Raw genomic sequence first — 23,474 nt, 5'->3', positions numbered from 1 at the left:
CAGCGTTTGATTTCGGGTTTGGAGTTTTTCAGTCTGATAATTTCATCGCGATCATCGTGGTGGATAACCAGCTCAGCTTTCGCGACATCCGCACCCACGATCAACTTACCTGCCTGCATTGCCATGGACGGCTCCTCACGTTATGGTTTTTCGGCTTGAAGGGGTTTCACCAAGAGGCGCTGGCTTGCTTCTATCGTCGCTTGCAAACGATGCATTCTTTATCGGCGCTTTGGTGGAAGGGGTGGGGCGATGTCTCCCACGGTCTGTACTGCTGCTAACAGTCAGAATCGGGCATTTAGTCCCACCACCCCTTCAAGTCTAACCATACAAGCGGGCGTGCCCGCGAAGAGGCCGGCACAGTCTCCAAAATGACTCAGCGCTTGCGCAGAATCACACTACCAATCGAATAGCCCGCACCAAACGAGCTCAGCACGCCAAGGGACCCCTTGGCCAGATCATCCTGGTACAGGTGGAAGGCAATCACCGACCCCGCCGAACTGGTGTTGGCATAGCGGTCGAGAATCACCGGTGCCTCTTCCTCGCTCACCTCACGCCCCAGCAGTTTCTTGACGATCAGATGGTTCATGCTCAGGTTGGCCTGGTGCAGCCAGAAGCGCTTGACGTCGGACGGTTGCAGGTCGTTTTCGCCCAGGTGCTTGCCGATCAGCTCGGCGACCATCGGGCAGACTTCGCGGAACACCTTGCGGCCTTCCTGCACGAACAGTTTGTCCGGCGCACCGATCCCCTCTTCCGCTGCGCGGTTGAGGAAGCCGAAGTTGTTGCGGATGTTGTTGGAGAACGACGTCTGCAGCTTGGTGCCAACGATGTCGAACTGGTGCGCCGAAGTGGCCTGGTCGGCACGCTCGACCAGCACCGCCGTGGCGGCATCACCAAAGATGAAGTGGCTATCGCGGTCGCGGAAGTTCAGGTGGCCGGTGCAGATTTCCGGGCTGACCACCAGCAGTGCCCGCGCCTGGCCCAGTTGCACGCTGTTGGCAGCGGTCTGAATGCCGAAGGTGGCCGACGAGCAGGCCACGTTCATGTCGAAGGCGAAGCCGTCGATGCCCAGCGCCTGTTGCACTTCGATGGCGATGGCAGGGTATGGGCGCTGCAGGTTGGAGCAGGCGACGATCACGCCATCGACATCCGCCGGGGTACGACCCGCGCGCTCCAGGGCTTGGCGTGCAGCGGCCACGCCCATTTCGCAGAGGATCGACAGCTCATCATTTGAGCGCTCTGGCAGGCGCGGTTTCATGCGTTGCGGGTCGAGGATGCCGGCCTTGTCCATGACGAAACGGCTCTTGATGCCCGAGGCCTTTTCAATGAAGGCGGCGTCGGACAGGGGGGCTGCTTCGATTTCGCCACGCTCGATGGCGGCGGCGTTGTCCTGGTTGTACTGCTGCGACCAGGTATTGAAGGAGGCCACCAGTTCTTCGTTGGAAATGCTCTGGGCCGGGGTATACAGGCCGGTGCCGCTGATCACGACGTTATGCACGATCGGTCCTCTGCTCAAAGGCCATCGCCACGGGGCGCTGGCTGGGAATATGACAGAACAATGGCACTTTAGTACCAATTTCACGGCGAGGGCTGCGCCCTCGATCGCGGATAGATCCGCTCCCACAGAACGGTGTAGGAGCGGATTGATCCGCGATGGGCCGCAAAGCGGCCCCAAATTCGATCAAGTGTGCCACAAATCCAGGCAGTTAGCCTTCCACCTGGCCCCACTGCTTGCTCAATCTCTTGTCGGAAATCGGCACTTTGGTGCCCAGCTGCTGGGCAAACAGCGACACCCGATACTCCTCCAGCCACCAGCGGTACAAGGTCAGTTGCTCATCACGCTTGCCTTCCTGGGCATGCTTGTCGGCCCGCGCCTTGTACTGCGCCCACAAGTTGCCCAGCTCGCCGCTCCACACGCGGTCCTTCTGCACTTGGGCGCCCAGCTTCTCCAGGCGCAATTCCACCGCCTTGAGGTAGCGCGGCAATTCCTTGAACCAGGCTGCCGGGGTCTCGCGCACGAAGCCCGGATACACCAGGTTGGCCAGTTGCTGCTTGATATCGTTCAGCGCCACGGCCTGGCTCAGGTCGATCTTGCCCTTGAAGCGCTTTTGCAAACCGTGCCACAGCTTCAGCACTTCCAGCGTCTGGCGGGCGAGCCGTTCGGCATGCTCGGCCCAGCTGCCGCGCTTGCGCTCGGCCAGCCCGGCCAGGGCTGCCCCGTCACGCGGTAACGTGGCTTCACCGTCGAGGATGCAGCTGTCCAGGCTTGCCAACAAAATGTCCTCCACCAGCGCTTCGATCCGGCCCAGTTCACGATACAGCAGGCCCAGCTCGGTCAGCCCCGGCAGCTTGCCGCGCAGGAACTTGGCAGGTTCTGCCAACTGCTGCAGCAACAGGCGCTGCAAGGCCCGACGGTGCTGGAACTCGGCTTCGGCCTGGGTCGAGAAACGGCCCTCACGCACAGTGCCGTTTTCTTCCACCAGCGCCGGGTACACGGTCATCGACAGGCCGGCGATCTTCTGCTGGGCGGTCTGCTTGACCTCGCTGAAGGCCTTGGCCTGCACCGGCTGCTCGCTCTTCTCGGTACGCGGCACGGCCAACGCGGCCTGGCTGGCGGCGGCAAAGCGCGCGGTCAGTTCGGCCAGGTCACGGCCTTCGCCAAGGAACTTGCCTTGGCCATCAACCACTTCGATGTTCATGCGCAGGTGCCCTTCGACCAGGTTGACCGACTCGGCCCAGGCCTCATCGGAAACCCGCGCGCCGGTCATGCGCAGCAACTCCTGGCCCAGCGCCTGGGGCAACGCGCCCTGGCCAAAGCTCATGCGCGCCAGCGAGGCCTTGACGAAGTCCGGCACCGGCACGAAGTTCTTGCGCAGCGCCTTGGGCAAGTTGCGCACCAGGGCTACGCACTTGGCCTCCAGCAAGCCCGGCACCAGCCACTCCAGGCGCTCGCCCGGCAGGTTCGGCAACAGCGGCGCCGGCACCCTGACGGTCACGCCGTCACGCGGGTGGCCCGGCTCGAAGTGGTAGGTCAGCGGCAGGCGCAGTTCACCCACTTGCAGGTTGTCTGGGTACTGCGCGGCGGTGACCTCGCTGGCCTCGCGGGCCAACACGTCTTCCTCGCGCATGATCAGCAGGTTCGGGTCCTTCTGGCTGGTCATGCGGTACCAGGCATCGAAGGTCGCGGTCTGATGGATCTCCGCCGGCAGACGTGCTTCGTAGAAGGCGTACAGGGTTTCCTCATCGGCGAGAATGTCACGCCGCCGGGCCTTGGCCTCCAGTTCGTCGAGCTCTTCGAGCAGGCGCTTGTTGGCGGCTAGGCATTTGGCCTTCGACTGGATTTCACCACCCACCAGGCCCTCGCGAATGAACAGCTCACGCGAGGTGACTGGGTCGATCGGGCCAAAATGCACCGGGCGCCGGCCCACCAGAATCAAGCCGTACAGGGTGATCTGCTCATAGGCCACCACTTGCCCACGCTTCTTTTCCCAGTGCGGCTCGAAGTGATTCTTCTTGATCAGGTGGGTTGCCAGCGGCTCGATCCAGTCAGGCTCGATCTTGGCGACCATGCGCGCATACAGCTTGGTGGTTTCCACCAGTTCGGCGGCCATCACCCACTGCGGGCGCTTGCGACCGATGCCAGAAGACGGATGCACCCAGAAGCGCCGCTGGCGGGCGCCCTGGTAATCGCCCTCTTCGGTCTTCTGGCCGATCTGGCTGAGCAGGCCACTGAGGATTGCCTTGTGCACCTTCTGGTAGTCGGACGGCTCTTTGTTGACCGTCAGTTGCAACTCGCGGCAGATCAGCGACAGCTGGCGATGGGCATCGCGCCACTCACGCAGGCGCAGGTAATTCAGGAAGTTCTTGCGGCACCAGTTGCGCAGCGGGCTGGCCGTCAGCGCCTGGCGCTGCTCTTCGAAACCGCGCCACAGGTTGACCAGCGCGGCGAAGTCGGTATCGGCGTCCTTCCACTGGGCATGGGCCTGGTCGGCGGCCTGCTGGCGCTCCGGCGGGCGCTCGCGTGGGTCCTGCACCGAGAGTGCGCTGGTGACGATCAACACTTCCTGCAGGCTGCCCTGGCGGGCACCTTCGAGCAACATACGGCCCAGCCGCGGGTCGATCGGCAGGCGCGCCAGCTGACGGCCGATCGGCGTCAGCTGGTTCTCCCGGTTGACCGCCGACAGCTCCTGCAACAGGTTGAAGCCATCGCTGATGGCCTTGCCATCGGGCGGCTCGATGAACGGGAAAGCGTCAATGGCGCCCAGGCGCAGGTGCAGCATCTGCAGGATCACCGCCGCCAGGTTGGTGCGCAGGATCTCGGGGTCAGTGAAGGCCGGGCGGCTGTTGAAATCTTCTTCGCTGTACAGCCGGATGCAGATGCCCGGCTCGACCCGGCCGCAGCGGCCCTTGCGCTGATTGGCGCTGGCCTGGGACACGGCCTCGATCGGCAGGCGCTGGACCTTGGCGCGGTAGCTGTAGCGGCTGATGCGCGCGGTACCGGTATCGATCACGTAACGGATACCGGGCACGGTCAGCGAGGTTTCCGCGACGTTGGTGGCGAGCACCACGCGGCGCCCGGTGTGCGACTGGAAGATGCGCTGCTGCTCGGCCGGCGACAGGCGCGCATACAGCGGCAGGATCTCGGTGTGGCGCAGTTGCGCCTTGCGCAGGATCTCTGCGGCATCGCGAATTTCCCGCTCGCCCGGGAGGAACACCAGCACATCGCCGGGGCCTTTGCCCACGCTGCGCTCGTGCTGCGCGATCTCGTCGAGGGACGCAAGAATCGCCTGGTCGACGGTCAGGTCGTCCTCGACCTGATTGCCTTCCTCGTCCTGCTCGCTGGTCAGCGGGCGGTACCAGGTTTCCACCGGGAAAGTACGGCCCGACACCTCGATGATCGGCGCATTGTCGAAGTGCTTGGAAAAGCGCTCCAGGTCAATGGTCGCCGAGGTGATGATCAGCTTCAGGTCCGGACGGCGATGCAGCAGGGTCTTCAGGTAGCCAAGCAGGAAATCGATGTTCAGGCTGCGCTCGTGGGCTTCGTCGACAATGATCGTGTCGTAGCGTTCGAGGAAGCGGTCGTGCTGGGTTTCGGCCAGGAGGATGCCGTCGGTCATCAGCTTGACCAAGGTGTTGGCATCACTCTGGTCTTCGAAGCGCACCTGGTAGCCGACCAGCCCGCCCAATGGCGTGCCGAGTTCTTCGGCAACCCGCGCGGCGACGCTGCGCGCTGCAATTCGCCGCGGCTGGGTATGGGCGATCAGGCCATGGCTGCCGCGGCCCAGTTCCAGGCAGATCTTCGGCAACTGGGTGGTCTTTCCCGAACCGGTTTCGCCGGCGATCACCAGCACCTGGTTTTCGGCCAGGGCTTTCTTGATCTCGTCACGCTTGGCGGCAATCGGCAGGCTGTCATCGTAGCGGATCTGCGGCACGCTGTTCTGGCGTGCGGTGACCTGGGCACAGGAGGCCTGGACCTTTTCCACCCACTGCGCCAGCTTGGCCTCGTCGGGGCGCTTGCGCAGCTCATGCAGTTGCCGGCGCAGGCGGTGGCGCTCGGCGATCATGGCGTGGTCGAGGTTTTGCAGCAGTTTGTCGATGGCTTGGTCAGTCATGGGGCTTTTTAGTGATGCAGGTGGGCCTGCTTTTTCATGATCGGCATTTCGAAGGATGCGCGATTGTCGCAGATTTGCCGGCTCTCTGCTGCCTGTACCGGCCTCTTCGCGGGCAAGCCCGCTCCCACAGGGACCGCACCAATCCTGAATGCAGTGCAATACCTGTGGGAGCGGGCTTGCCCGCGAAGAAGCCACCACAATGTTTAGCCAGGTACGATGTGAACGTTGCCATTCACTGCTTTAATCAACCTTACGCCGCATGTGAGTATCCAAGGCATGACTCCCGTCCAGACCATCGCCCCACCGTCGTCCCGCCCTTCGCTAGCGAAGGCCCGGTCCCGCGCCGGTGAAAATCCGCTGGTCCACATCATTCTCGCCTTCTGGGCCCTGTGGCATTGCCGCCATGCGCGCCCACCGGATGCTTCGCTCACGCCTGTGTGACCAAACCCGGCCGCCGTGCGGCCGTTTGTCTCCGCTGGACCGCGCCTGCGCGCGGGTCCCATGCGCCTGTGAGCGAATCCATCATGCACTTTGCACCTGTAGAGCACGCCAGCCGTTTCCTGGCCGAAAACCCAGATATCGAACTGTTCGAACTGTTCATCCTCGACGCCAACGGTGTGCCACGCGGCAAGCTGCTGCACCGCGAGGAACTGCTGGCGGTCTACCAGAGCGGCCGCCCGCTCCCCAGCACCATCCTCGGCCTGACCCTCAATGGCGATGACGTGGAAAACTCCGGCCTGGTCTGGGATGTCGGTGACATCGACTGCCGCGCCTACCCGTTGCAAGGCAGCCTGGTGCGCCTGCCTTGGCGCCGCGTGCCGACTGCCGCCGTGCAGGTCAGCATGCACCCGAGCGAAGGCCTGCCCGCCAGTGTCGCCGACCCGCGCCATGTATTGCTGCGTACCATCGAAGCGCTCAAGGCTGACGGTTACCACCCGGTAATGGCCTGCGAGCTGGAGTTCTACCTGCTCGACCAGCAGCGCGATGCCCAAGGCCGCCCGCAACCGGCACTGGACAACGACGGTGGCCGGCCGCGCACTACCCAGGTCTACGGCCTGCGTGAACTGGAACAGATCGAACCCTTCCTCGCCGACCTTTATGCCGCCTGCAAGGCCCAGGGCATTCCGGCGCGCACGGCGATTTCGGAATACGCCCCCGGCCAGGTGGAAATCACCCTGGAACATGGCGACGCCCTGGAGGCAATGGACCAGGCCGTGCGCTACAAGCGCCTGGTCAAGGGCGTGGCCCATGCCCACGGCATGCAGGCCTGCTTCATGGCCAAACCCTTCGCGCAACTGGCCGGCACCGGCATGCACATGCACCTGAGCCTGGCAGACAGCGCCGGCAACAACCTGTTCGCCAGCGATGACAAAGCCGGTACCCCACTGCTGCGCCAGGCAGTGGCCGGCATGCTCCACCACTTGCGTGACTCGCTGTTGCTGTTCTGCCCCAACGCCAACTCGTTCCGTCGTTTCCAGGCCAACAGCTACGCCCCGCTGGCACCGACCTGGGGTGTCGACAACCGCACGGTCAGCCTGCGTGTCCCCGGCGGACCGGCCAACAGCCGGCATGTCGAGCATCGCATCTGTGGCGCCGATGCCAACCCTTACCTGGCTGCCGCGGCGATTCTGGCTGCCAGCCATCGTGGCATCCGCGAGCAGCTTGACCCGGGCGCGCCGGTCGAAGGCAACGGCTATGCCCAGGCCACCGAGCACCTGCCCACCGACTGGCTGACAGCCCTCGATGCGCTGGAGCATTCGCACTGGGCACGGGAAGCGCTCGGCGAGGCGTTCCTCGGCGTCTACCTGAAGGTCAAGCGCGCCGAGTACCGCCAGTTCATGGCCGAAGTCAGCGAACAGGACTGGCGCTGGTACCTGCACCAGGCCTGAGCCCTACCCCATTCAGAACAAGGAACACCCATGAACGCAGTATTGAACACTGGCCCAGCCCAGCGTGCACCGTCCTATTACAGCGCCTCGCTGAACGACCACACCGAGTACCCGCAACTCAAGGGCACGGTGCAGGTCGACGTGGCGATCATCGGTGGTGGTTTCACGGGCGTGGCCACTGCGGTGGAGCTGGCCGAGCGCGGCCTGAAGGTGGCGATCGTCGAGACCAACCGGATTGGCTGGGGGGCCAGCGGTCGCAACGGCGGCCAGGTCACCGGCAGCCTGTCCGGTGACGAGGCCATGCGAACACAGATGCGCAACCACCTGGGCGCCGAAGTCGATGATTTCATCTGGCACCTGCGCTGGCGCGGGCACCAGGTCATCGAGCAGCGGGTCGAGCGTTATGGCATCGACTGCGACCTCAAGCGCGGCCATCTGCATGCGGCGATGAAACCTTCGCACATGGAGGAGCTGCGCAACTTCCAGGCCGAAGCCGAACGCCGCGGCATGGGCGACCAGGTGCAACTGCTCGACCGCGACGGTGTCGCCCGGCACCTGCAGAGCCCGCTGTACCTGGGCGCGCTGAAGAACCTGCGCAACCTGCACCTGCACCCGCTCAACCTGTGCCTGGGCGAGGCGCGCGCGGCCCACGGCCTGGGCGCGCTGATCTTCGAAAACTCCGAAGTCCTGGACATCGTCCACGGGCCACGCCCGGCGGTCGTCACCGCCCACGGTCGGGTCGAAGCACGCCAGGTGATGCTGGCCGGCGACGTTTACCACCGGCTGGAAAAGCGCCAGCTCAAGGGCAAGATCTTCCCGGCCATGGGCGGTATCGTCACCACCGCCCCGCTAGGCGAACTGGCCGAGCAGATCAACCCGCAGGACCTGGCGGTGTACGACTGCCGCTTCGTGCTCGACTACTACCGCCTGACGGCCGACAAGCGCCTGCTGTTCGGTGGCGGAGCCAACTACTCAGGCAAGGATTCGCGCGATATCGAAGGCGAACTGCGCCCGTGCATCGAGCGCACCTTCCCGGCGCTCAAGGGTGTGCCGATAGAGTTCAAGTGGAGCTGTGCGATGGGCATCGTGGTCAACCGCATCCCGCAACTGGGCAAGCTGTCGGACAACGTATGGTACTGCCAGGGCTATTCCGGGCACGGCATCGCCACCAGCCACATCATGGGCGAGATCATGGCTGAGGCACTGACCGGAACGCTGGAGAAGTTCGACACCTTCGCGCAGTGCAAGCACGTGCGGGTACCGATGGGGGATTTGCTGGGCAATCCGCTGCTGGCGGCGGGGATGTGGTACTACCAGATGCTGGAAAAACTGCGCTGATTTCGCTGCCCTCTTCGCGGGCACGCCCGCTCCCACAGGTACTGCACGAGCCTGGAAGGTTGTGCTGTACCTGTGGGAGCGGGCGTGCCCGCGAAGAGGCCGGTCAAGCCAGCAAAGATTGAGAAGATCAGGCGATCTTCTTCAAGCCCTGCTTCTTCAGCTCTTCATCGCGCAGCTCACGGCGCAGGATCTTGCCGACGTTGGTGGTCGGCAGTGCATCGCGGAACTCGATGTAACGCGGCACCTTGTAACCGGTGACGTTGGCGCGCATGTGCTCCATCACCTGCTCCTTGGTCACGGTCATGCCCGGCTTGACCACGATGAACACCTTGATCACTTCACCCGACTTCTCGTCCGGCACACCGATGGCTGCGCACTGCAGCACGCCCGGCAAAGCGGCGAGCACGTCCTCCAGCTCGTTGGGGTACACGTTGAAGCCCGAGACCAGGATCATGTCCTTCTTGCGGTCGACGATGCGCATGTAACCATCGGGCTGGATCAGTGCGATATCACCGGTCTTCAACCAGCCATCGGCGTCGAGGATCTCGGTAGTGGCGTCTTCACGCTGCCAGTAGCCTTTCATGACCTGCGGGCCCTTGACGCACAGCTCGCCGGTTTCGCCCAGCGGCAGTTCGTTGCCGGCATCGTCGATGACCTTGCACAGGGTCGAGGGCACCGGGATGCCGATGGTGCCTACCTGGTTGGCCTCGGCCGGGTTCACCGCAGCCACCGGGCTGGTTTCGGTCATGCCGTAACCTTCGCAGATGGCGCAGCCGGTGACGCTCTTCCAGCGCTCGGCCACGCTAAGTTGCAAGGCCATACCCCCGGACAGGGTGATTTTCAGCGCGGAGAAGTCCAGGGCACGGAATGCCTCGTTGTTGCACAGGGCCACGAATAGCGTGTTGAGGCCGACGAAACCGCTGAACTTCCACTTGCCCAGCTCCTTGACCATTGCCGGCAGGTCGCGTGGGTTGCTGATCAGCACGTTGTGGTTGCCGATCAGCATCATCGCCATGCAATGGAAGGTAAAGGCATAGATGTGGTACAGCGGCAGCGGGGTGATGAGGATCTCGCAGCCTTCCTTCAGGTTGGCCCCCATCAGCGCCCGGCACTGCAACATGTTGGCCACCAGGTTGCGGTGGGTCAGCATCGCGCCCTTGGCCACGCCTGTGGTACCACCGGTGTACTGCAGTACGGCCACGTCGTTGGCCTGGGGGTTGGCTTCAGTGACCGGCTGGCCCTTACCCAGTGCCAGCGTATCGTTGAAGCGCACGGCGTGCGGCAGGTTGTAGGCCGGCACCATCTTCTTCACGTACTTGATCACGCTGTTGATCAGCAGGCGCTTGAGCGGTGGCAGCAGGTCGGCTACTTCGGTGACGATGACATGCCTGACCTGGGTCTTGGGCACCACCTTCTCGGCGAGGTGCGCCATGTTGGCCAGGCACACCAGCGCCTTGGCACCGGAGTCGTTGAACTGGTGCTCCATCTCCCGCACGGTATACAGTGGGTTGGTGTTGACCACGATCAGGCCGGCGCGCATGGCACCGAATACCGCTACCGGGTATTGCAGGACATTGGGCAGCTGGACGGCAATGCGGTCACCCGGCTTGAGGTCGGTGTGCTGCTGCAGCCAGGCAGCGAAAGCGCCTGACAGCGCGTAGAGCTCGCCGTAGGTGATGGTTTTGCCCAGGTTGCTAAAGGCCGGTTTATTGGCAAAGCGTTGGCAGGATTGCTTGAGTACCGCCTGGATATTGGGGAATTCGTCAGGATTGATTTCCGCCGTAATCCCGGCTGGGTATTTATCCTTCCAAAAATTTTCGATCATGGAAGCCCACTCCTTCAGCAACAGCGAAGTTCGATTCACGCGTCTATGCGTTTATTATTGATATGAGATGGCGGTTCGTTGCAAACCGGATCATCTGAAAAGCGCGCCGAGAGTAACAGCTTTGACTGGGGTCGCCTAGAGGCCAAGAAAGGCCTCACGGTCACAAAAATGACTCAATGAAATATACGAGTCATTTTTAGAGTAATTGACCAAAATGTCGCAAATCGGGCTGTAAACTGCCTGCTAGAGCACCTGAAGCCTTCGCGGGCAAGCTCGCTTCCACAGGTACTACGCAAGCTTCGAGCATGCGCGGTGTCTGTGGGAGCGGACTCGCCCGCGAAGCAGCCAGCGCGGTATCACGCGATGTCGCGCAACTCCCTGCGCAGGATCTTGCCCACCGGTGTCATGGGCAGCGACTCGCGCACCACGATGTGCTTGGGCACCTTGTAGCCGGTGAAGTTGGCTTTGCAATAGGCCTTGAGGTCGTCGACATTCACCCCACCTTCCCGCGCCACCACGAACAGCTTCACCGCCTCGCCTGAGCGCTCGTCCGGCACGCCGATGGCGGCGCAGCTGGCTACCTGCGGATGGGCCATCACCACATCCTCGATCTCGTTGGGGTACACATTGAAACCGGAGACGATGATCATGTCCTTCTTGCGGTCGACGATGCGGGTGAAGCCATCCGGGTCGATCACTGCGATATCGCCGGTCTTGAACCAACCCTCGGCATCCAGTGCCTGCGCCGTGGCCTCAGGTTGTTGCCAATAGCCCTTCATCACCTGTGGCCCCTTGATGCACAACTCGCCGCGTTCGCCCAACGGCTGTTCGTTGCCGTCATCATCGATGACCTTGAACGCCGTGCCCGCCACTGGAATGCCCACGGTACCCAGCCGCGCCAACTGGCCATAGGGGTTGGTGCTGGCTACCGGTGAAGTCTCGGTCAGGCCATAACCCTCGACGATGCGGCAGCCTGTGAGTGTTTCCCAGCGTTCGGCAGTGGCCTTGACCAGCGCCGTGCCACCGGAGTTGGTGACTTTCAGGGCCGAAAAGTCCAGCTGACGGAAGCCCGGGTGGTCCATCAGCGCGACGAACAAGGTGTTCAACCCCAACAGCGCCGAAAACCGCCACTTGCCCAGCTCCTTGATGAAGCCGGGGATATCGCGCGGGTTGGTGATCAGCACGTTATGGTTGCCGGTGACCATCATGCACATGCAGTTCGCGGTGAAGGCATAGATGTGGTACAGCGGCAGCGGTGCGATCATCACCTCCTGGCCCTCCTTGATCAGCCGCTGCCCGTCCGGGCCGTGCTGGGAGAAGCAGGCCAGCACCTGCAGCATGTTGGCCACCAGGTTGCCGTGGGTGAGCATGGCGCCCTTGGCCAGGCCCGTGGTGCCGCCGGTGTATTGCAGCACGGCGATGTCATCGAGGATGAGCGGCACCGGCTTGTGCGTCAGGCTGCGGCCCTGGCGCAATACCTGCTTGAACGGGACGGCCTGGGGCAGATGATAGGCCGGGACCATCTTCTTGACCTTGTCGACCACGGTATTGACCAGCCAGCCCTTGGCGACGGGGAGCAAGTCGCCCATTTTCGCCTCGATCAGGTACTCGATGCCGGTATCGGGCAGCACTTCCTGCACGCGCTTGCCGAACATGTTCAGGTACACCAGGGCGCGCGCGCCGGCATCCTTGAACTGGTGACGCATTTCGCGCTCGGTGTACAGCGGGTTGGTATTGACCACGATCAGCCCGGCGCGCAGGGCGCCGAACACGGCGATCGGGTATTGCAGGACGTTGGGCATCTGCACCGCGATGCGGTCACCGGGTTTGAGGTCGGTGTGCTGCTGCAGCCAGGCAGCGAAGGCTGCCGAATGGCGCTCGAGTTCGGCGTAGCTCAGGGTCACGCCGAGGTTGCTGAATGCCGGGCGCTCGGCAAAGCGCTTGCAGCTGCGCTCGAACACCTCGACGACCGAGGTGTATGCGTGGATGTCGATGGTGGAAGGCACGCCCTCGGGGCGTTTGTCATTCCAGAAGTCGGCTTGCATTTATTATTGTTCCTCTGCCTGAGCCCGCACGGATCCTTTGCCCTGTCTGCCAGATGGCAGACAGGCGTTGAACCGACGTTAGCAGGTAAGCCCGAGGCGGCATATACGCCAAGTGCCGCCATTAACATTGTGAATCTTATTTGTGCCCTTCCTGCAATTCGACCGGTTGTGCATACACTGTGCGGGTCACCTTCGCGCAAAGGACTCGCCATGCCCCATGACGCATTCTGGCTAGCTGCCAGCGAACATTGCAGGCTGTACGTGCACCAATGGCTGCCGGCCACACCGGTCAAGGCCGTCGTGCTGCTGGCGCATGGCATGGCCGAGCACGCCGGGCGCTACCAGCGCCTGGGCGAGGCCCTGTGCACTGCTGGCTACGCCCTGCTGGCAGCGGACATGCGCGGCCACGGGCGCACCGCCGAGCAGGGCAGCCTCGGCCTGTTCGCCCGGCAACATGGCTGGAATGCCGTGGTCAACGACCTTGGCCTGCTGGCCCAGCACATCGGCCAGCAGTTCCCTTGCACACCGCTGTTCCTGTTCGGCCACAGCATGGGCAGCTACATCGCCCAGGCCTACCTCATGCACCACAGCGCCAGCCTGCAAGGGGCGATCCTCAGCGGCTCGAACTTCCAGCCCGCTGCGCTGTACCGGGTGGCGCGCCTGATTGCACGCGTGGAAGCCTGGCGCCAGGGGCCACTGGGCAAGAGCGCGTTGATCGAGTGGCTGTCGTTCGGCTCGTTCAACAACGCCTTCAAGCCCACCCGCACGGCGTTCGACTGGCTCAGCCGTGACCCGGACGAAGTGGACAAGTACGTCAACGATCCGCTGTGCGGCTTTCGCTGCAGCAACCAGCTGTGGCTCGACCTGCTACAGGGGCTGGCGCAGATCAGCCAGGCACACAACCTGGCGCAGATCGACCCGAATCTGCCCCTGCTGGTGATTGGCGGTGAATGTGATCCGGTGAGTGCTGGCAAGCGTCTAACCCATCTGGCCGACGCCCTGCGTGCGACCGGCAATAGACATGTACAGCTGCGGGTCTATCCTGATGCGCGGCACGAAGTACTCAACGAACTCAACCGCGACGAGGTCACCGCTGATATCCTCGCTTGGTTAGAGCAAGCGCTGGCCCTTGGCCGCCCTGCGCGCAGTGAATGATAGGCGCCCTCGCCCGCCCCTTAAGGAAGCCCAATGACCCAGGTCACCAACACGCCTTACGAAGCCCTTGAAGTCGGCCAGAAGGCCACCTATGAAAAATCCGTGGAAGAACGTGATATCCAGCTGTTCGCCGCCATGTCCGGTGACCACAACCCCGTGCACCTGGATGCCGAGTTCGCCGCCAAGAGCATGTTCAAGGAACGCATCGCCCACGGCATGTTCAGTGGCGCGCTGATCAGCGCTGCGGTGGCCTGCACCCTGCCGGGCCCTGGCACCATCTACCTGGGCCAGCAGATGAGCTTCCAGAAGCCCGTGAAGATCGGCGACACCCTGACCGTGCGCCTGGAAATCCTTGAGAAGCTGCCGAAGTTCAAGGTGCGTATCGCCACCAACGTCTACAACCAGAACGATGAGCTGGTGGTCGAGGGCGTGGCCGAAATCCTCGCGCCGCGCAAGCAGCAGACCGTCGAGCTGGTATCGCCGCCGAACTTCGTCGCCAGCTGAAATCGGCGTTGGATTCTTCGCGGGCACGCCCGCTCCCACAGGTTCAGTAGAACCTGGCAGGCGCTGCAGCACCTGTGGGAGCGGGCGTGCCCGCGAATGGGCCGGCAAAGCCCCTACCTCAATCCGCGCAATCGCCTTTCGATATGCCGCCGCTCCGGCGCTTGGCTAGTCAACTCCAGCGCCCGCTGCCAGGCCGCTCGCGCCTCTTCGACATTCCCCAACTGCTGGTGCATCTCTGCCCGCGCCGCATGGGCCAGGTGATAGTCACGCAAATCACCCGCCGTCAGAATTGCCTCCACCGCGTCCAGGCCCGCCTGCGCACCGTCGCGTTTGGCCAGCGCCACCGCCCGATTGAGCGCCACCACGGCTGACGGCCAATGCCGTTGCAGCACATCATATAGCCCGACGATTTCTGCCCAATCGGTTTCTTCAGCCGTCACGGCCTCGGCATGCACGGCCGCGATCGCCGCCTGCACGGTATAGGCACCAAAAGCCCGGCTGGCCAATGCCAGGCGCACCAGCTCGCAGCCTTCGGCGATTTGCTCGCGGTCCCACAGGCTACGGTCTTGCTGGTCAAGCAACACCAGATTGCCCTCGGCATCGCAGCGTGCCTGCTGCCGCGATGCCTGCAGCAGCATCAGCGCCAGCAACCCGACGGCCTCGGCGTCCGGTAGCAGTTGCACCAGCAAGCGGCCGAGGCGGATCGCCTCGTCACTCAGTTCCTGTTGCAGCACGGCCTCGCCCGAGGACGCCGAATAACCTTCGTTGAATACCAGGTAAATCACACGAAGCACGCTCTCCAGGCGCTCGGGCAGCTCATGCATTTCCGGGACCTTGTAGGGAATGCCGGCATCACGAATCTTGGCCTTGGCGCGGACGATGCGCTGGGCGATGGTCGCAGGGCTTTGCAGGAAGGCGCGAGCGATTTGCTCGGTGGTCAGGTCGCAGACTTCACGCAGGGTCAGCGGTACCTGGGCATCGGCCGCCAAGGCCGGGTGGCAGCAGGTAAAAATCAACCGCAAGCGGTCATCGGCCAGCAGTTCCTCTTCACTGGGGTTTTGCCCCTGGCCTTCGATCAACATGATCAGGTCGGCCTGGGAGCGGTCGAAGCGGGCACGCCGGCGCAACGCGTCAATGGCCTTGAAACGCCCGGTCGAGACCAGCCAGGCCCGTGGATTGTCAGGGATGCCGTCACGCTGCCAGCGTTCGACGGCGACAAAGAAGGCATCGTGCAGGGCCTCCTCGGCCAGGTCGAAATCCCCCAGCAGGCGGATCAACGTCGCCAGGATGCGCCGTGAATCCCGCCGGTACACCGCTTCGACTTCAGCACGAACCTGCGCCGGCCCCGTCATCAGTCCGGCATCCGCTGGGTCACGACCTCCACCAGGCGGTCCAGGCTCTCTCCCCAGCCCTGATGGAAACCCATTTCTTCATGGGCGCGGCTGTCGGCAGCGTTCCAGTGCCAGGCACGTGCGGTATAGCGGGTCTTGCCGTGTTCTTCGTCAAAGCTGATCACCGCAGTCATGAAGGCTTTGTCCGACGGCACCCAACCGGGCGTGAAGGCATCGGTGAACACTAGCCGGCGCGGGGCGGCGATTTCCAGGAACACGCCCTGGGTAGGGTACTCGGAGCCATCCGGGGCACGCATGAGGGTACGGAAAAGGCCACCGACCCACAGCTGCATCTCGCATTGCGGGGTGGTCATGCCGTGGGGCCCCCACCACTGCATCAGCCATTCGGGCTCGGTCCAGGCACGGAACACCTTGGCCGGCGGGGCATCGATCAAGCGACTGATGGACAGCTCGTGCTGCGCAGGCGCGGGTTGGACAAGTGTCATTCTTGTTGTTCTCCGTTGCTGTCAGGGTTGCAGTTCACGCACTGGCCGCACTTCCACGCTGCCGACTCGCGCCGCCGGAATGCCCTTGGCGATGTTCAGCGCCTCGTTGAGGTCACGGGCATCGACCAGGTAAAAACCGGCAAGCTGCTCTTTGGTCTCGGCAAATGGGCCATCGGTGATGCTCATTCGCCCGGCACGAACACGCACGGTGGTGGCGGTCTGCACGGTTTTCAGCGCCTCGGCCGCAATGATGCGCCCGGAGCTTTGCAGGGCTTCGGCGTAAGCCATGCACTCGGCGTCTTTCGGGCTGTCGGGCAGGCTGTGCAGCAGCCCTTCGTCACAATAGACCAGGCACAGGTATTTCATGGTCGCCTCCAGGCGTTGGCAACGTGCATTTGGCGATAGCCGATCAAGGTTTGAGATCGAACAGTGCTTTCTGGGTTTGCATGTCGAACGGTGCAGACCAGTGCTCGTGAATGACTTGCCACTGACCAGCGGCCTTGCGGTAACCGACGGTGGCACGCATGAAGCCGCACTGGCTCTCGTCATCGCCCGGGCCGCAGCGGTTAAGCCAATGGGCAAAGGCCAGGTCGCCTTCGGCGTAGACGGTGAGTTGGGCAAGTTCGAAGACCATTGGCCCGGGGCACATGCTCATGCACATTTCCCAGTGCGCCTGGTAGGCGGCCTTGCCCTTGAACTGGAGTGACTGGATGGCATCGAAGGCGACGATGTCGTCGGCGTAAGACGCGGTGATAGCGGGGATATCACGGTCACGCACGGCTTGCATCCAGCGGTCGATAAGCTGACGGATTTCATTTTCGGCTGCCGTGTTCATCGGGTGTTCCTCCGATCGTTCATGAGCGTTCTGGCACAAGGATGTCTTGCACCTTCAGCTCATGGTCGAACGGTAGCCGGAGAAATCGACCGGCCACGGGATAATTTTGCTGGAGACAGGCATGTGTCCACAGCCAACAGGGTGAGTGATCAAGCCAGAGCTGCCTGCTCGAACACCTCATCCGCCCACTGATTGAGACTTTTGCCGGCAGCGCGGGCTGCAACACTGGCTGCCGCATGCACCTCTGGACGAATGCGCAGCATGACCTTGCCTGAAGCCGGTTTTTCCGGGGTAATGCCTTGCTCCGCGCAGTCGGCCAGATAATCCTCCAACGCCTCCCGGAAGGCTTCATGAAGCTCGGGCACCGAGCTTGCGTGAAAACTGATGATGTCGCGCATGCCCAGCACACGGCCAACAAAAATATCATCACGCTCATCGTATTCGATACGGGCGGCATAGCCCTTGTAGCGCATGCAACTCATAGGCTTACTCCTGCCCGCAGCAAAAATTCGCGGGCCTCTTCAATCTGATACCGTTTGGCTTCCTTGCCAGGATGGGGGCGATGGCACCTCCAGCTCTGGCCGCCAAGCACCAGCTTGACCCTGGAGCCTTGCCGCTCAAGCACCTGCCCACCCAGGTGAAGCACCAGGGCTTCGACCTCGGAAAACGCCAGAGAGGCCGTGGTGGGCGTTCTGAAGATAGCGTCGTAGATTTTTCGGTATCGAGTGTTCATCGAAAAATGCTATCAAATTAAGATAGCATTTATTCCCCGATATCCATTCAGGATTTTTCCGTACCTGCCAGCACCTGCGCATAACGCTCGCGGTCGACGTTGGCCCCGCTCAGCACCACGGCCACACGCTTGCCGGCCTGGCGCTGGCGCTCCTGCAGCAACGCGGCCAGCGCTGCGGCACCAGCGCCTTCGGCGGTATTGTGGGTGGTTTCGTGATAGATGCGCATGGCCGCTGCCACTTCACTGTCGGTCACCCGCACGATGCGTGCGGCATGTTCACGGACCAGGGCGAAGGCATCCGGCTGAGGTACCCGGCAGGCCATGCCATCAGCAAAGGTATCGGCCGTGGCCGTGGTGACGATGCGGCCCTGCTCGAAACTCTGCGCATAGGCATCGGCGGCACTGGAGACCACACCGACGATCTCGGTCCTGAGCCCCAGCAGGTTGCGCGCCTGGATCAGCCCGCAGATGCCCGAGCCCATGCCAATCGGCACGTACACGCAATCCAGCTCGCTCACCGCCTCGAACAGCTCCAGGGCATAGGTGGCCACACCGCGTACCAACTCTGGGTGGAACGAGGGCACCATGTCATAACCCAGCTCCTGCGCCAGGCGGGCTGCCTCTTCGCGGGCCACGTCGAAGTCGACACCGTGTTCCACCAACTCGGCGCCCAATGCACGCATGGCAGCGTTCTTCTCTTTCGAGTTGCCCTCAGGCACCACGATCACCAGCGGCACGCCCGCCTGGCTCGCAGCCAGCGCCATGCTCTGGCCGTGGTTGCCGCGGGTGGCGGTAACCAGGCCCCGCGGAGGCTTGCCGGTGGCCAGTAGCGAACGCACATACACCAACCCGCCGCGCACCTTGAAGGCACCCGTAGGGGCGTGGTTTTCGTGCTTGACCCACAGCTTGCAGCCGACTCGCTCGGCCAACAGCGGCCAGACGCGCTGTGGCGTCGGCTGGACGTGCTGGTGAACGAAATCGGCGGCTTCGCGCAGGGCGGCGAGGTCGAACATGGCGATCATCCTTATCGGTCGGTAAGGCACCGATCCTAATCGCCTTGGGCAGGTTTGGTAAATTGCTCAGGGCCCTGTCACCGACCAAGCGGCGACAGGGCCATCAGCGCATCAGCCTTGCTGGCAACCTTCGCCCATCGCCCGGTACTGAATGGTATGTACCTGGCCATGATGGTCTTCATAGGTCATGGTCGCAGGCACCACTTCGCAGACATTGGGGATGGTCGACAGGTTGATCACCCGCTTGATGTCAAGGTTCATGGAATAGTCGTACTGTTGGGCCACGGGCTCGCTGGAGACCGGCTTGGCCTCATCGGCGAGGGCGAACGAGGACATACCGACCAGTGCAAGAATCAGTAATGGTTTCATGGGGTTTGGCCTTTAGAGCAATCCAGCTGATCGAGTGACTTCTGATGCCGTCAATGGCGCGGAGAAGTTGTCATCAACTGCAAAGATGACACGAAGTACCGATCCCGCTTCGTCTACTGCGAGTGGGAATAGCTGAAATTCTACTCTCGAGAAAAAATAGTTGAATCCTGAACTCGGACATTCACCCTTGCGGGATTTGCAACAATCTGCGACAAAGCGCAACGGCTCGCTGACCTGGAACCCCTGGGTAGAGCCCATCGCTCCAGGTATCGCCATGACTGCCCTGCATTGCACCCGGCTTTTCGGCCCCGAGCGTCGATTGCTCGAACATTTCTACAAGCACCAGGGTTCGCGCATGCGCGCAGCCAATGACGGTGAATCATGGGTGGCACGCAGTGATGGGATCATTGCCGGCCTCTGCCTCACTGCCGTCGCTGACGGCCACTGGCTCACCGGCTTGTTCGTCGCCCCGGACCACCGTAAGCGCGGGGTGGCGGCGCAACTGGTCGAGGCGGCGCTGGCCGGGCACAGCGGCCCGAGCTGGCTGTTTTGCCACCCCGACCTCACGGCTTACTACCAGCGCCTGGGCTTCAGCATCACTGCGCAACTGCCCGAAGCGCTGGCCTCGCGCCTGCAACGCTACCAGCGCAGCAAGGACTTGCTGGCCATGGTGCGCGCTCAGTCCTCGTGGTCATCCAGCCCCGGGAACAGCACATCGGTATAGCCGAACCGGGAAAAATCCTGAATACGCGAGGGGTACAGCCGGCCGATCAGGTGATCACACTCGTGCTGCACCACCCGCGCATGAAACCCATCGGCAAAACGGTTGATCGGATTGCCCTGCGGGTCGATGCCCTCGTAGCTGATGTGCTTGAAGCGCGGCACCACCCCGCGCAGGCCGGGCACCGACAGGCAGCCCTCCCACCCCTCCTCGATCTCGGTGGTCAGCGGGGTGATCACCGGGTTGAGCAGGATGGTCTGTGGTACCGGCTCGGCATCCGGATAACGCTCGCTGCGTTCGAAACCAAAGATCACCAGCTGCAGGTCGATGCCGATCTGCGGTGCAGCCAGCCCTACCCCACCCACGTGGTGCATGGTTTCGAACATGTCATCGATCAAATGCTGCAATTCGCTGCTGCCGATCAGATGTTCAGGCACCGGCGGCGCGATGCGCAGCAGGCGCTCGTCGCCCATCTTGAGAATGTCACGGATCATCGCGGGTTCGGCTCGGTCGGTTGGGGCTCGACCGGGTGTTCATGGCCGAGCACGGTGATGGTTTCCTGAGGTCTGGCGCCCTCGAATTCCTTCTCGCCCGGGTCCTTGCCTTCGCTGGACATGTGCTCGATCACCGCGTTCATTTCAGCGCCCAGCAGCAGTACGGCGGCAGATATGTAGAAATACAGCAGCAGCACGATGATCGCACCGATGCTGCCATACATGGCGTTGTAGTCGGCAAAGGTCTTGACGTAGTAGGCAAAGCCCAGAGAGGCGATGATCCATACTACTACCGCCAGCACCGAGCCGGGGGTAATGAAGCGAAACTTCTGTTTGACGTCCGGCATCACGTAATAGATCAATGCCACCGCGATCATCATCAGGATGATGATCGCCGGCCAGCGCAGCACGGTCCACACGGTGACGATCACTTCCTGCAGGCCGACCTGAGCGGCAATCCACTCCATCACCTGCGGCCCCAGCACCATCAGCGCGGCTGCCGCCAGCAGCATGCCGGCAATACCGACGGTATAGATGATCGACAAGGGAATGCGTTTCCACACCGGGCGGCCCTCAGGCACGTCATAGGCGGCATTCATGGCGCTCATCATCAGGCGCACGCCGGCCGATGCAGTCCACAGCGCGATCACGATACCCACCGACAACAGTCCGCCCTTGGACTGCTGCAGCTGGTCGATGACCGGGTTCACCTGCTCCAGCGCCTGGGGCGGCAGTACCAGCTCTGATTGCAGGCGTAACCAGGAGAAGAAATCGGGAAGGTGCAGAAAACCGATCAGGGCAATCAGGAACAGCAGGAACGGGAACAGCGAAAACAGCATCTGGTAGGCCATTGCTGACGCATAGGTCGACATCTCGTCATCGAGGAACTCCTTGACGGTGCGTACCAGTACGCGGTGCACGGGCAGCCCGCGCAGGTCGGGGAAAATCATAGCGTCTCCTTTCGCCGCTTGATTCGTAAGTACAACGGGTAAGTCTAATAGACCGCGCCGGTGATGTACTGCTCCCGGCCATGCCAGAAGAAAATGCCTGTACCTGCACGGCCTCTTCGCGGGCGTGCCCGCGAAGAGGCCGGTGACAGCCATTTCAGATCAAGGCTTTTTCACCGCATCCTTCACATTGCCCTTGATCTGCTGTGCCTCGCCCTTGAGTTCCTGGGCCTTGCCCTCGGCCCGCAGCTTGTCATTGTCGGTCACCTTGCCGACACCTTGCTTGACGTTACCGACCGCTTCGTTGACCAGGCCTTTGGCTTTGTCTTTGGTACCGCTCATGGCAAAACTCCTGCGAATGGAGACACGTGGACCGTGTCGACAGTCGGTGGACCTGACACTTTCTCCAAGAGTTTCAAACAATTTGCCCGGTTCAAGCCAAGCGGTGAATCTGCGGGCGAATATCGCACCGAATAGGGCCCGGCGCACTGCTCAAGGGCCGGAGGCTGGCCTAGAATCGATGCCAACCTGCGTATAAGAACAACAGTTTCCGGATATTTGCCCCATGCGTTTGATGCCCCTGTTCGCGGCCATGCTGCCGTTGTTGCCCTTGCCTGCCCTGGCCGCCGCACCGGCCAGCGAAACCCTTAAAGTCGAGCGTTACGCCGACGATGGCCAACCTGGCACCCTGCGCTGGGCCATCGAGACCAGCAACCAGAACCCCGGCCATTACCGCATCGAGATCGCAGCCGTCGGCAAGCCGCCTTATGTAATTCGCCCGACCCGTGCGCTGCCGGAGATCAAGGGGCCGGTGCAGATCACCGGCTTGCCCTGGGCCCGTGACGGCCAGTACATCGCCATCGACGGCTCGGGCTACATCAAGGACCAGGGCGTGCGCACCTGCCCAGGCGCCCTGCCCGGCCAGTTCGGCACCAACGTGCGCACCACCACCAACCCGGGGCTGGTGCTGCGCGACACCCAGGGCGTGCACCTGAGAGGCCTGGAGGTGCGCAACTTCTGCATCGGCATCCTGGTCAACCGCGCCAGCGGCAACGTCATCGAAGACAACCGCATCGTCGCCAACAAGGGCGGCGCCGGCATCATGCTCACCGGCGACGACGGTGCCGGCAACCCGACTGCCACCACCACGGTCAACAACAAAGTGCTGCGCAACCAGCTGATCGACAACGGCGATGGCCTGGAGCTGACCCGCGGCGCGGCGTTCAACCTGGTGGCCGACAACCTGTTCCGCTCGACCCCGGCCAACCCTGAGCCGTCACAGGGCATCGAGATCCTGTTGGGCAACGACAACAGCGTGGTGCGCAACCGCTTCGAAAACTACTCCGACGGCCTGCAGATCAACTGGGGCAAGCGCAACTACCTGGGCGCCAACACCTTCAGCGGTAACTCGATTGGCGTCAGTGTCACCGGCGACAGCAACATCCTCGACGGCAACCTGATCCACGGCAACCGCATCGGCGTAGCCTTGCGACCGGAACCGGACGTCACCACCACGCGCCTGAGCGGCAATCGCATCTGGGGTAACAGCCAGGACATCCGCCGCTGTGAAGCCGGTGGTTCCTGCGTGCCGAACCAGCGTACCGGCGCCATCGTCTTTGGCGTGCCGGCCCAGGCCCATGCGCTGTACGTGGGATCGCGCGGGGTCGGTGCGGATCTGCCGAAGAAGGACCAGGCGATCATTTGCGATGCCAAGGGCGAGCCCACGCCGTGCCAGCCGCTGCCCAACCACAACCAGCAGGCGCCACGGCTGATCGCCCTGGACGGCAATGTATTGCGTGGCGAGGTGCAGGGGCCGGTATCGAGCCTGTTGCGCATCGAGGTGTTTGGCAATGCCCGGGCGGATGGGACCGAGGCGGAGCGGTATCTGGGGGATGTGCTGGTGAACACTGATGAGCAGGGGCAGGCGCGGTTTGCCCAGGTTCTGGAGAACATCAGTGAGTTGAAGAGCTTCACTGCGACGGTCACTACGGCGGATGGGGCCACTTCAGAGTTGAGCCTGCCGGTTCGTCGCCAGGGCTGATGGCCCTTTCGCGGGTGAACCCGCTCCTACAGGGATACCGCTGCCTTCGAGGTATGTGCTGAACCCGGGGCAGCGGGTTCAACTGCGAAGAGGGCCTCAAACCTTGCGAGGGCCGGTGG

Annotated in this window: 21 protein-coding genes and 1 pseudogene; 6 read left to right on the top strand and 16 right to left on the bottom strand. The window is 62.8% G+C overall.

Annotation, left to right across the window (positions count from 1 at the left end):
• From CQW31_RS32220 to hrpA, 3 genes and pseudogenes are all read right to left on the bottom strand, one after another.
• Positions 1 to 125: pseudogene (locus tag CQW31_RS32220) on the bottom strand (IS110 family transposase); the annotation flags it as partial.
• A gap of 248 nt (positions 126 to 373) precedes the next feature.
• The gene (locus CQW31_RS23585; RefSeq protein WP_099815549.1) at positions 374 to 1,495 is read right to left on the bottom strand and encodes a beta-ketoacyl-ACP synthase III; all 1,122 of its coding nucleotides are present in this window, start codon (positions 1,493 to 1,495) and stop codon (positions 374 to 376) included.
• A gap of 208 nt (positions 1,496 to 1,703) precedes the next feature.
• Entirely contained in the window at positions 1,704 to 5,609 is a 3,906-nt protein-coding gene (gene hrpA / locus CQW31_RS23580) for an ATP-dependent RNA helicase HrpA (RefSeq protein ID WP_099815548.1), read from the bottom strand.
• A 524-nt stretch (positions 5,610 to 6,133) separates the two neighbouring features.
• On the opposite strand from hrpA, the gene CQW31_RS23570 reads away from it, so the two are divergent.
• Positions 6,134 to 7,498: a glutamine synthetase family protein gene (locus tag CQW31_RS23570; RefSeq protein WP_099815551.1), complete on the top strand. Its 1,365-nt coding sequence runs from the start codon at positions 6,134 to 6,136 to the stop codon at positions 7,496 to 7,498.
• Positions 7,499 to 7,528: 30 nt separating this feature from the next.
• Positions 7,529 to 8,836, top strand: coding sequence for an FAD-binding oxidoreductase (locus CQW31_RS23565; protein ID WP_054885691.1), 1,308 nt, complete (start codon positions 7,529 to 7,531; stop codon positions 8,834 to 8,836).
• A gap of 127 nt (positions 8,837 to 8,963) precedes the next feature.
• Here CQW31_RS23565 and fadD1 read toward each other — a convergent pair whose 3' ends face one another.
• Both fadD1 and fadD2 read right to left on the bottom strand, forming a co-directional pair.
• Positions 8,964 to 10,661: a long-chain-fatty-acid--CoA ligase FadD1 gene (fadD1, locus tag CQW31_RS23560; protein WP_054885692.1), complete on the bottom strand. Its 1,698-nt coding sequence runs from the start codon at positions 10,659 to 10,661 to the stop codon at positions 8,964 to 8,966.
• Positions 10,662 to 11,017: 356 nt separating this feature from the next.
• On the bottom strand, positions 11,018 to 12,706 hold the full coding sequence (gene fadD2, locus CQW31_RS23555; RefSeq protein ID WP_099815546.1) for a long-chain-fatty-acid--CoA ligase FadD2: 1,689 nt from the start codon (positions 12,704 to 12,706) through the stop codon (positions 11,018 to 11,020).
• 210 nt (positions 12,707 to 12,916) lie between these two features.
• Between fadD2 and CQW31_RS23550 the strand changes: the two genes are divergently transcribed.
• Positions 12,917 to 13,861 carry an alpha/beta hydrolase gene (locus tag CQW31_RS23550; RefSeq protein ID WP_099815545.1) on the top strand — a complete coding sequence of 315 codons (945 nt, stop codon included), beginning with the start codon at positions 12,917 to 12,919 and terminating at the stop codon, positions 13,859 to 13,861.
• Positions 13,862 to 13,894: 33 nt separating this feature from the next.
• On the top strand, positions 13,895 to 14,365 hold the full coding sequence (locus tag CQW31_RS23545) for a MaoC family dehydratase (RefSeq protein WP_054885695.1): 471 nt from the start codon (positions 13,895 to 13,897) through the stop codon (positions 14,363 to 14,365).
• Between the two features lie 113 nt (positions 14,366 to 14,478).
• Here CQW31_RS23545 and CQW31_RS23535 read toward each other — a convergent pair whose 3' ends face one another.
• The 8 genes from CQW31_RS23535 to CQW31_RS23500 all read right to left on the bottom strand — a co-directional run bounded on the left by CQW31_RS23535 (position 14,479) and on the right by CQW31_RS23500 (position 19,152).
• Positions 14,479 to 15,717: an RNA polymerase sigma factor gene (locus CQW31_RS23535; RefSeq protein WP_099815543.1), complete on the bottom strand. Its 1,239-nt coding sequence runs from the start codon at positions 15,715 to 15,717 to the stop codon at positions 14,479 to 14,481.
• Positions 15,717 to 16,202: an SRPBCC family protein gene (locus tag CQW31_RS23530; RefSeq protein WP_054885697.1), complete on the bottom strand. Its 486-nt coding sequence runs from the start codon at positions 16,200 to 16,202 to the stop codon at positions 15,717 to 15,719. The genes CQW31_RS23535 and CQW31_RS23530 overlap by 1 nt, the downstream gene beginning before the upstream one ends.
• Before the next feature lie 21 nt (positions 16,203 to 16,223).
• Complete coding sequence (locus CQW31_RS23525; RefSeq protein WP_099815542.1) at positions 16,224 to 16,568, bottom strand: YciI family protein; 345 nt, start codon at positions 16,566 to 16,568, stop codon at positions 16,224 to 16,226.
• A 43-nt stretch (positions 16,569 to 16,611) separates the two neighbouring features.
• Positions 16,612 to 17,037 (bottom strand): nuclear transport factor 2 family protein, encoded by a 426-nt coding sequence (locus CQW31_RS23520; protein ID WP_099815541.1) that lies wholly within the window; start codon positions 17,035 to 17,037, stop codon positions 16,612 to 16,614.
• Between the two features lie 149 nt (positions 17,038 to 17,186).
• A complete protein-coding gene (locus CQW31_RS23515) occupies positions 17,187 to 17,519 on the bottom strand; it encodes a type II toxin-antitoxin system HicB family antitoxin (RefSeq protein ID WP_054885700.1) in 333 nt (110 codons plus the stop codon).
• A complete protein-coding gene (locus CQW31_RS23510) occupies positions 17,516 to 17,770 on the bottom strand; it encodes a type II toxin-antitoxin system HicA family toxin (RefSeq protein WP_054885701.1) in 255 nt (84 codons plus the stop codon). Before CQW31_RS23510 ends, CQW31_RS23515 begins: the two co-directional genes overlap by 4 nt.
• A 47-nt stretch (positions 17,771 to 17,817) precedes the next feature.
• Positions 17,818 to 18,783, bottom strand: coding sequence for a threonine dehydratase (locus CQW31_RS23505; RefSeq protein ID WP_099815540.1), 966 nt, complete (start codon positions 18,781 to 18,783; stop codon positions 17,818 to 17,820).
• Positions 18,784 to 18,894: 111 nt separating this feature from the next.
• Positions 18,895 to 19,152, bottom strand: coding sequence for a DUF2790 domain-containing protein (locus CQW31_RS23500; RefSeq protein WP_054885703.1), 258 nt, complete (start codon positions 19,150 to 19,152; stop codon positions 18,895 to 18,897).
• A gap of 355 nt (positions 19,153 to 19,507) precedes the next feature.
• On the opposite strand from CQW31_RS23500, the gene CQW31_RS23495 reads away from it, so the two are divergent.
• On the top strand, positions 19,508 to 19,876 hold the full coding sequence (locus CQW31_RS23495) for a GNAT family N-acetyltransferase (protein WP_099815550.1): 369 nt from the start codon (positions 19,508 to 19,510) through the stop codon (positions 19,874 to 19,876).
• Here CQW31_RS23495 and def read toward each other — a convergent pair.
• From def to CQW31_RS23480, 3 genes are all read right to left on the bottom strand, one after another.
• Positions 19,831 to 20,367, bottom strand: coding sequence for a peptide deformylase (gene def / locus CQW31_RS23490; RefSeq protein WP_054885704.1), 537 nt, complete (start codon positions 20,365 to 20,367; stop codon positions 19,831 to 19,833). The genes CQW31_RS23495 and def overlap by 46 nt on opposite strands.
• The gene (locus CQW31_RS23485) at positions 20,364 to 21,317 is read right to left on the bottom strand and encodes a YihY/virulence factor BrkB family protein (protein ID WP_054885705.1); all 954 of its coding nucleotides are present in this window, start codon (positions 21,315 to 21,317) and stop codon (positions 20,364 to 20,366) included. Before CQW31_RS23485 ends, def begins: the two co-directional genes overlap by 4 nt.
• 159 nt (positions 21,318 to 21,476) lie before the next feature.
• On the bottom strand, positions 21,477 to 21,656 hold the full coding sequence (locus CQW31_RS23480; protein ID WP_054885706.1) for a CsbD family protein: 180 nt from the start codon (positions 21,654 to 21,656) through the stop codon (positions 21,477 to 21,479).
• Between the two features lie 223 nt (positions 21,657 to 21,879).
• Between CQW31_RS23480 and CQW31_RS23475 the strand changes: the two genes are divergently transcribed.
• The gene (locus CQW31_RS23475; RefSeq protein ID WP_099815539.1) at positions 21,880 to 23,355 is read left to right on the top strand and encodes a nitrous oxide reductase family maturation protein NosD; all 1,476 of its coding nucleotides are present in this window, start codon (positions 21,880 to 21,882) and stop codon (positions 23,353 to 23,355) included.
• Positions 23,356 to 23,474 lie beyond the last annotated feature (119 nt).

This window comes from Pseudomonas sp. 382 (assembly GCF_002759075.1).
GTDB classification, from domain to species: domain Bacteria; phylum Pseudomonadota; class Gammaproteobacteria; order Pseudomonadales; family Pseudomonadaceae; genus Aquipseudomonas; species Aquipseudomonas vlassakiae.
The sequence above is the reverse complement of the archived record's forward strand: the minus strand, read 5'-3'. Positions and strand labels throughout refer to the sequence as shown.

Excerpts from the sequence above, each read along its gene's own strand:
- hrpA (WP_099815548.1), bottom strand. The coding sequence starts at position 5,609 with ATGACTGACCAAGCCATCGACAAACTGCTGCAAAACCTCGACCACGCC.
- CQW31_RS23570 (WP_099815551.1), top strand. The coding sequence starts at position 6,134 with ATGCACTTTGCACCTGTAGAGCACGCCAGCCGTTTCCTGGCCGAAAAC.
- CQW31_RS23565 (WP_054885691.1), top strand. The coding sequence starts at position 7,529 with ATGAACGCAGTATTGAACACTGGCCCAGCCCAGCGTGCACCGTCCTAT.
- fadD1 (WP_054885692.1), bottom strand. The coding sequence starts at position 10,661 with ATGATCGAAAATTTTTGGAAGGATAAATACCCAGCCGGGATTACGGCG.
- fadD2 (WP_099815546.1), bottom strand. The coding sequence starts at position 12,706 with ATGCAAGCCGACTTCTGGAATGACAAACGCCCCGAGGGCGTGCCTTCC.
- CQW31_RS23550 (WP_099815545.1), top strand. The coding sequence starts at position 12,917 with ATGCCCCATGACGCATTCTGGCTAGCTGCCAGCGAACATTGCAGGCTG.
- CQW31_RS23545 (WP_054885695.1), top strand. The coding sequence starts at position 13,895 with ATGACCCAGGTCACCAACACGCCTTACGAAGCCCTTGAAGTCGGCCAG.
- CQW31_RS23535 (WP_099815543.1), bottom strand. The coding sequence starts at position 15,717 with ATGACGGGGCCGGCGCAGGTTCGTGCTGAAGTCGAAGCGGTGTACCGG.
- CQW31_RS23530 (WP_054885697.1), bottom strand. The coding sequence starts at position 16,202 with ATGACACTTGTCCAACCCGCGCCTGCGCAGCACGAGCTGTCCATCAGT.
- CQW31_RS23525 (WP_099815542.1), bottom strand. The coding sequence starts at position 16,568 with ATGAAATACCTGTGCCTGGTCTATTGTGACGAAGGGCTGCTGCACAGC.
- CQW31_RS23520 (WP_099815541.1), bottom strand. The coding sequence starts at position 17,037 with ATGAACACGGCAGCCGAAAATGAAATCCGTCAGCTTATCGACCGCTGG.
- CQW31_RS23515 (WP_054885700.1), bottom strand. The coding sequence starts at position 17,519 with ATGAGTTGCATGCGCTACAAGGGCTATGCCGCCCGTATCGAATACGAT.
- CQW31_RS23510 (WP_054885701.1), bottom strand. The coding sequence starts at position 17,770 with ATGAACACTCGATACCGAAAAATCTACGACGCTATCTTCAGAACGCCC.
- CQW31_RS23505 (WP_099815540.1), bottom strand. The coding sequence starts at position 18,783 with ATGTTCGACCTCGCCGCCCTGCGCGAAGCCGCCGATTTCGTTCACCAG.
- CQW31_RS23500 (WP_054885703.1), bottom strand. The coding sequence starts at position 19,152 with ATGAAACCATTACTGATTCTTGCACTGGTCGGTATGTCCTCGTTCGCC.
- CQW31_RS23495 (WP_099815550.1), top strand. The coding sequence starts at position 19,508 with ATGCGCGCAGCCAATGACGGTGAATCATGGGTGGCACGCAGTGATGGG.
- def (WP_054885704.1), bottom strand. The coding sequence starts at position 20,367 with ATGATCCGTGACATTCTCAAGATGGGCGACGAGCGCCTGCTGCGCATC.
- CQW31_RS23485 (WP_054885705.1), bottom strand. The coding sequence starts at position 21,317 with ATGATTTTCCCCGACCTGCGCGGGCTGCCCGTGCACCGCGTACTGGTA.
- CQW31_RS23480 (WP_054885706.1), bottom strand. The coding sequence starts at position 21,656 with ATGAGCGGTACCAAAGACAAAGCCAAAGGCCTGGTCAACGAAGCGGTC.
- CQW31_RS23475 (WP_099815539.1), top strand. The coding sequence starts at position 21,880 with ATGCGTTTGATGCCCCTGTTCGCGGCCATGCTGCCGTTGTTGCCCTTG.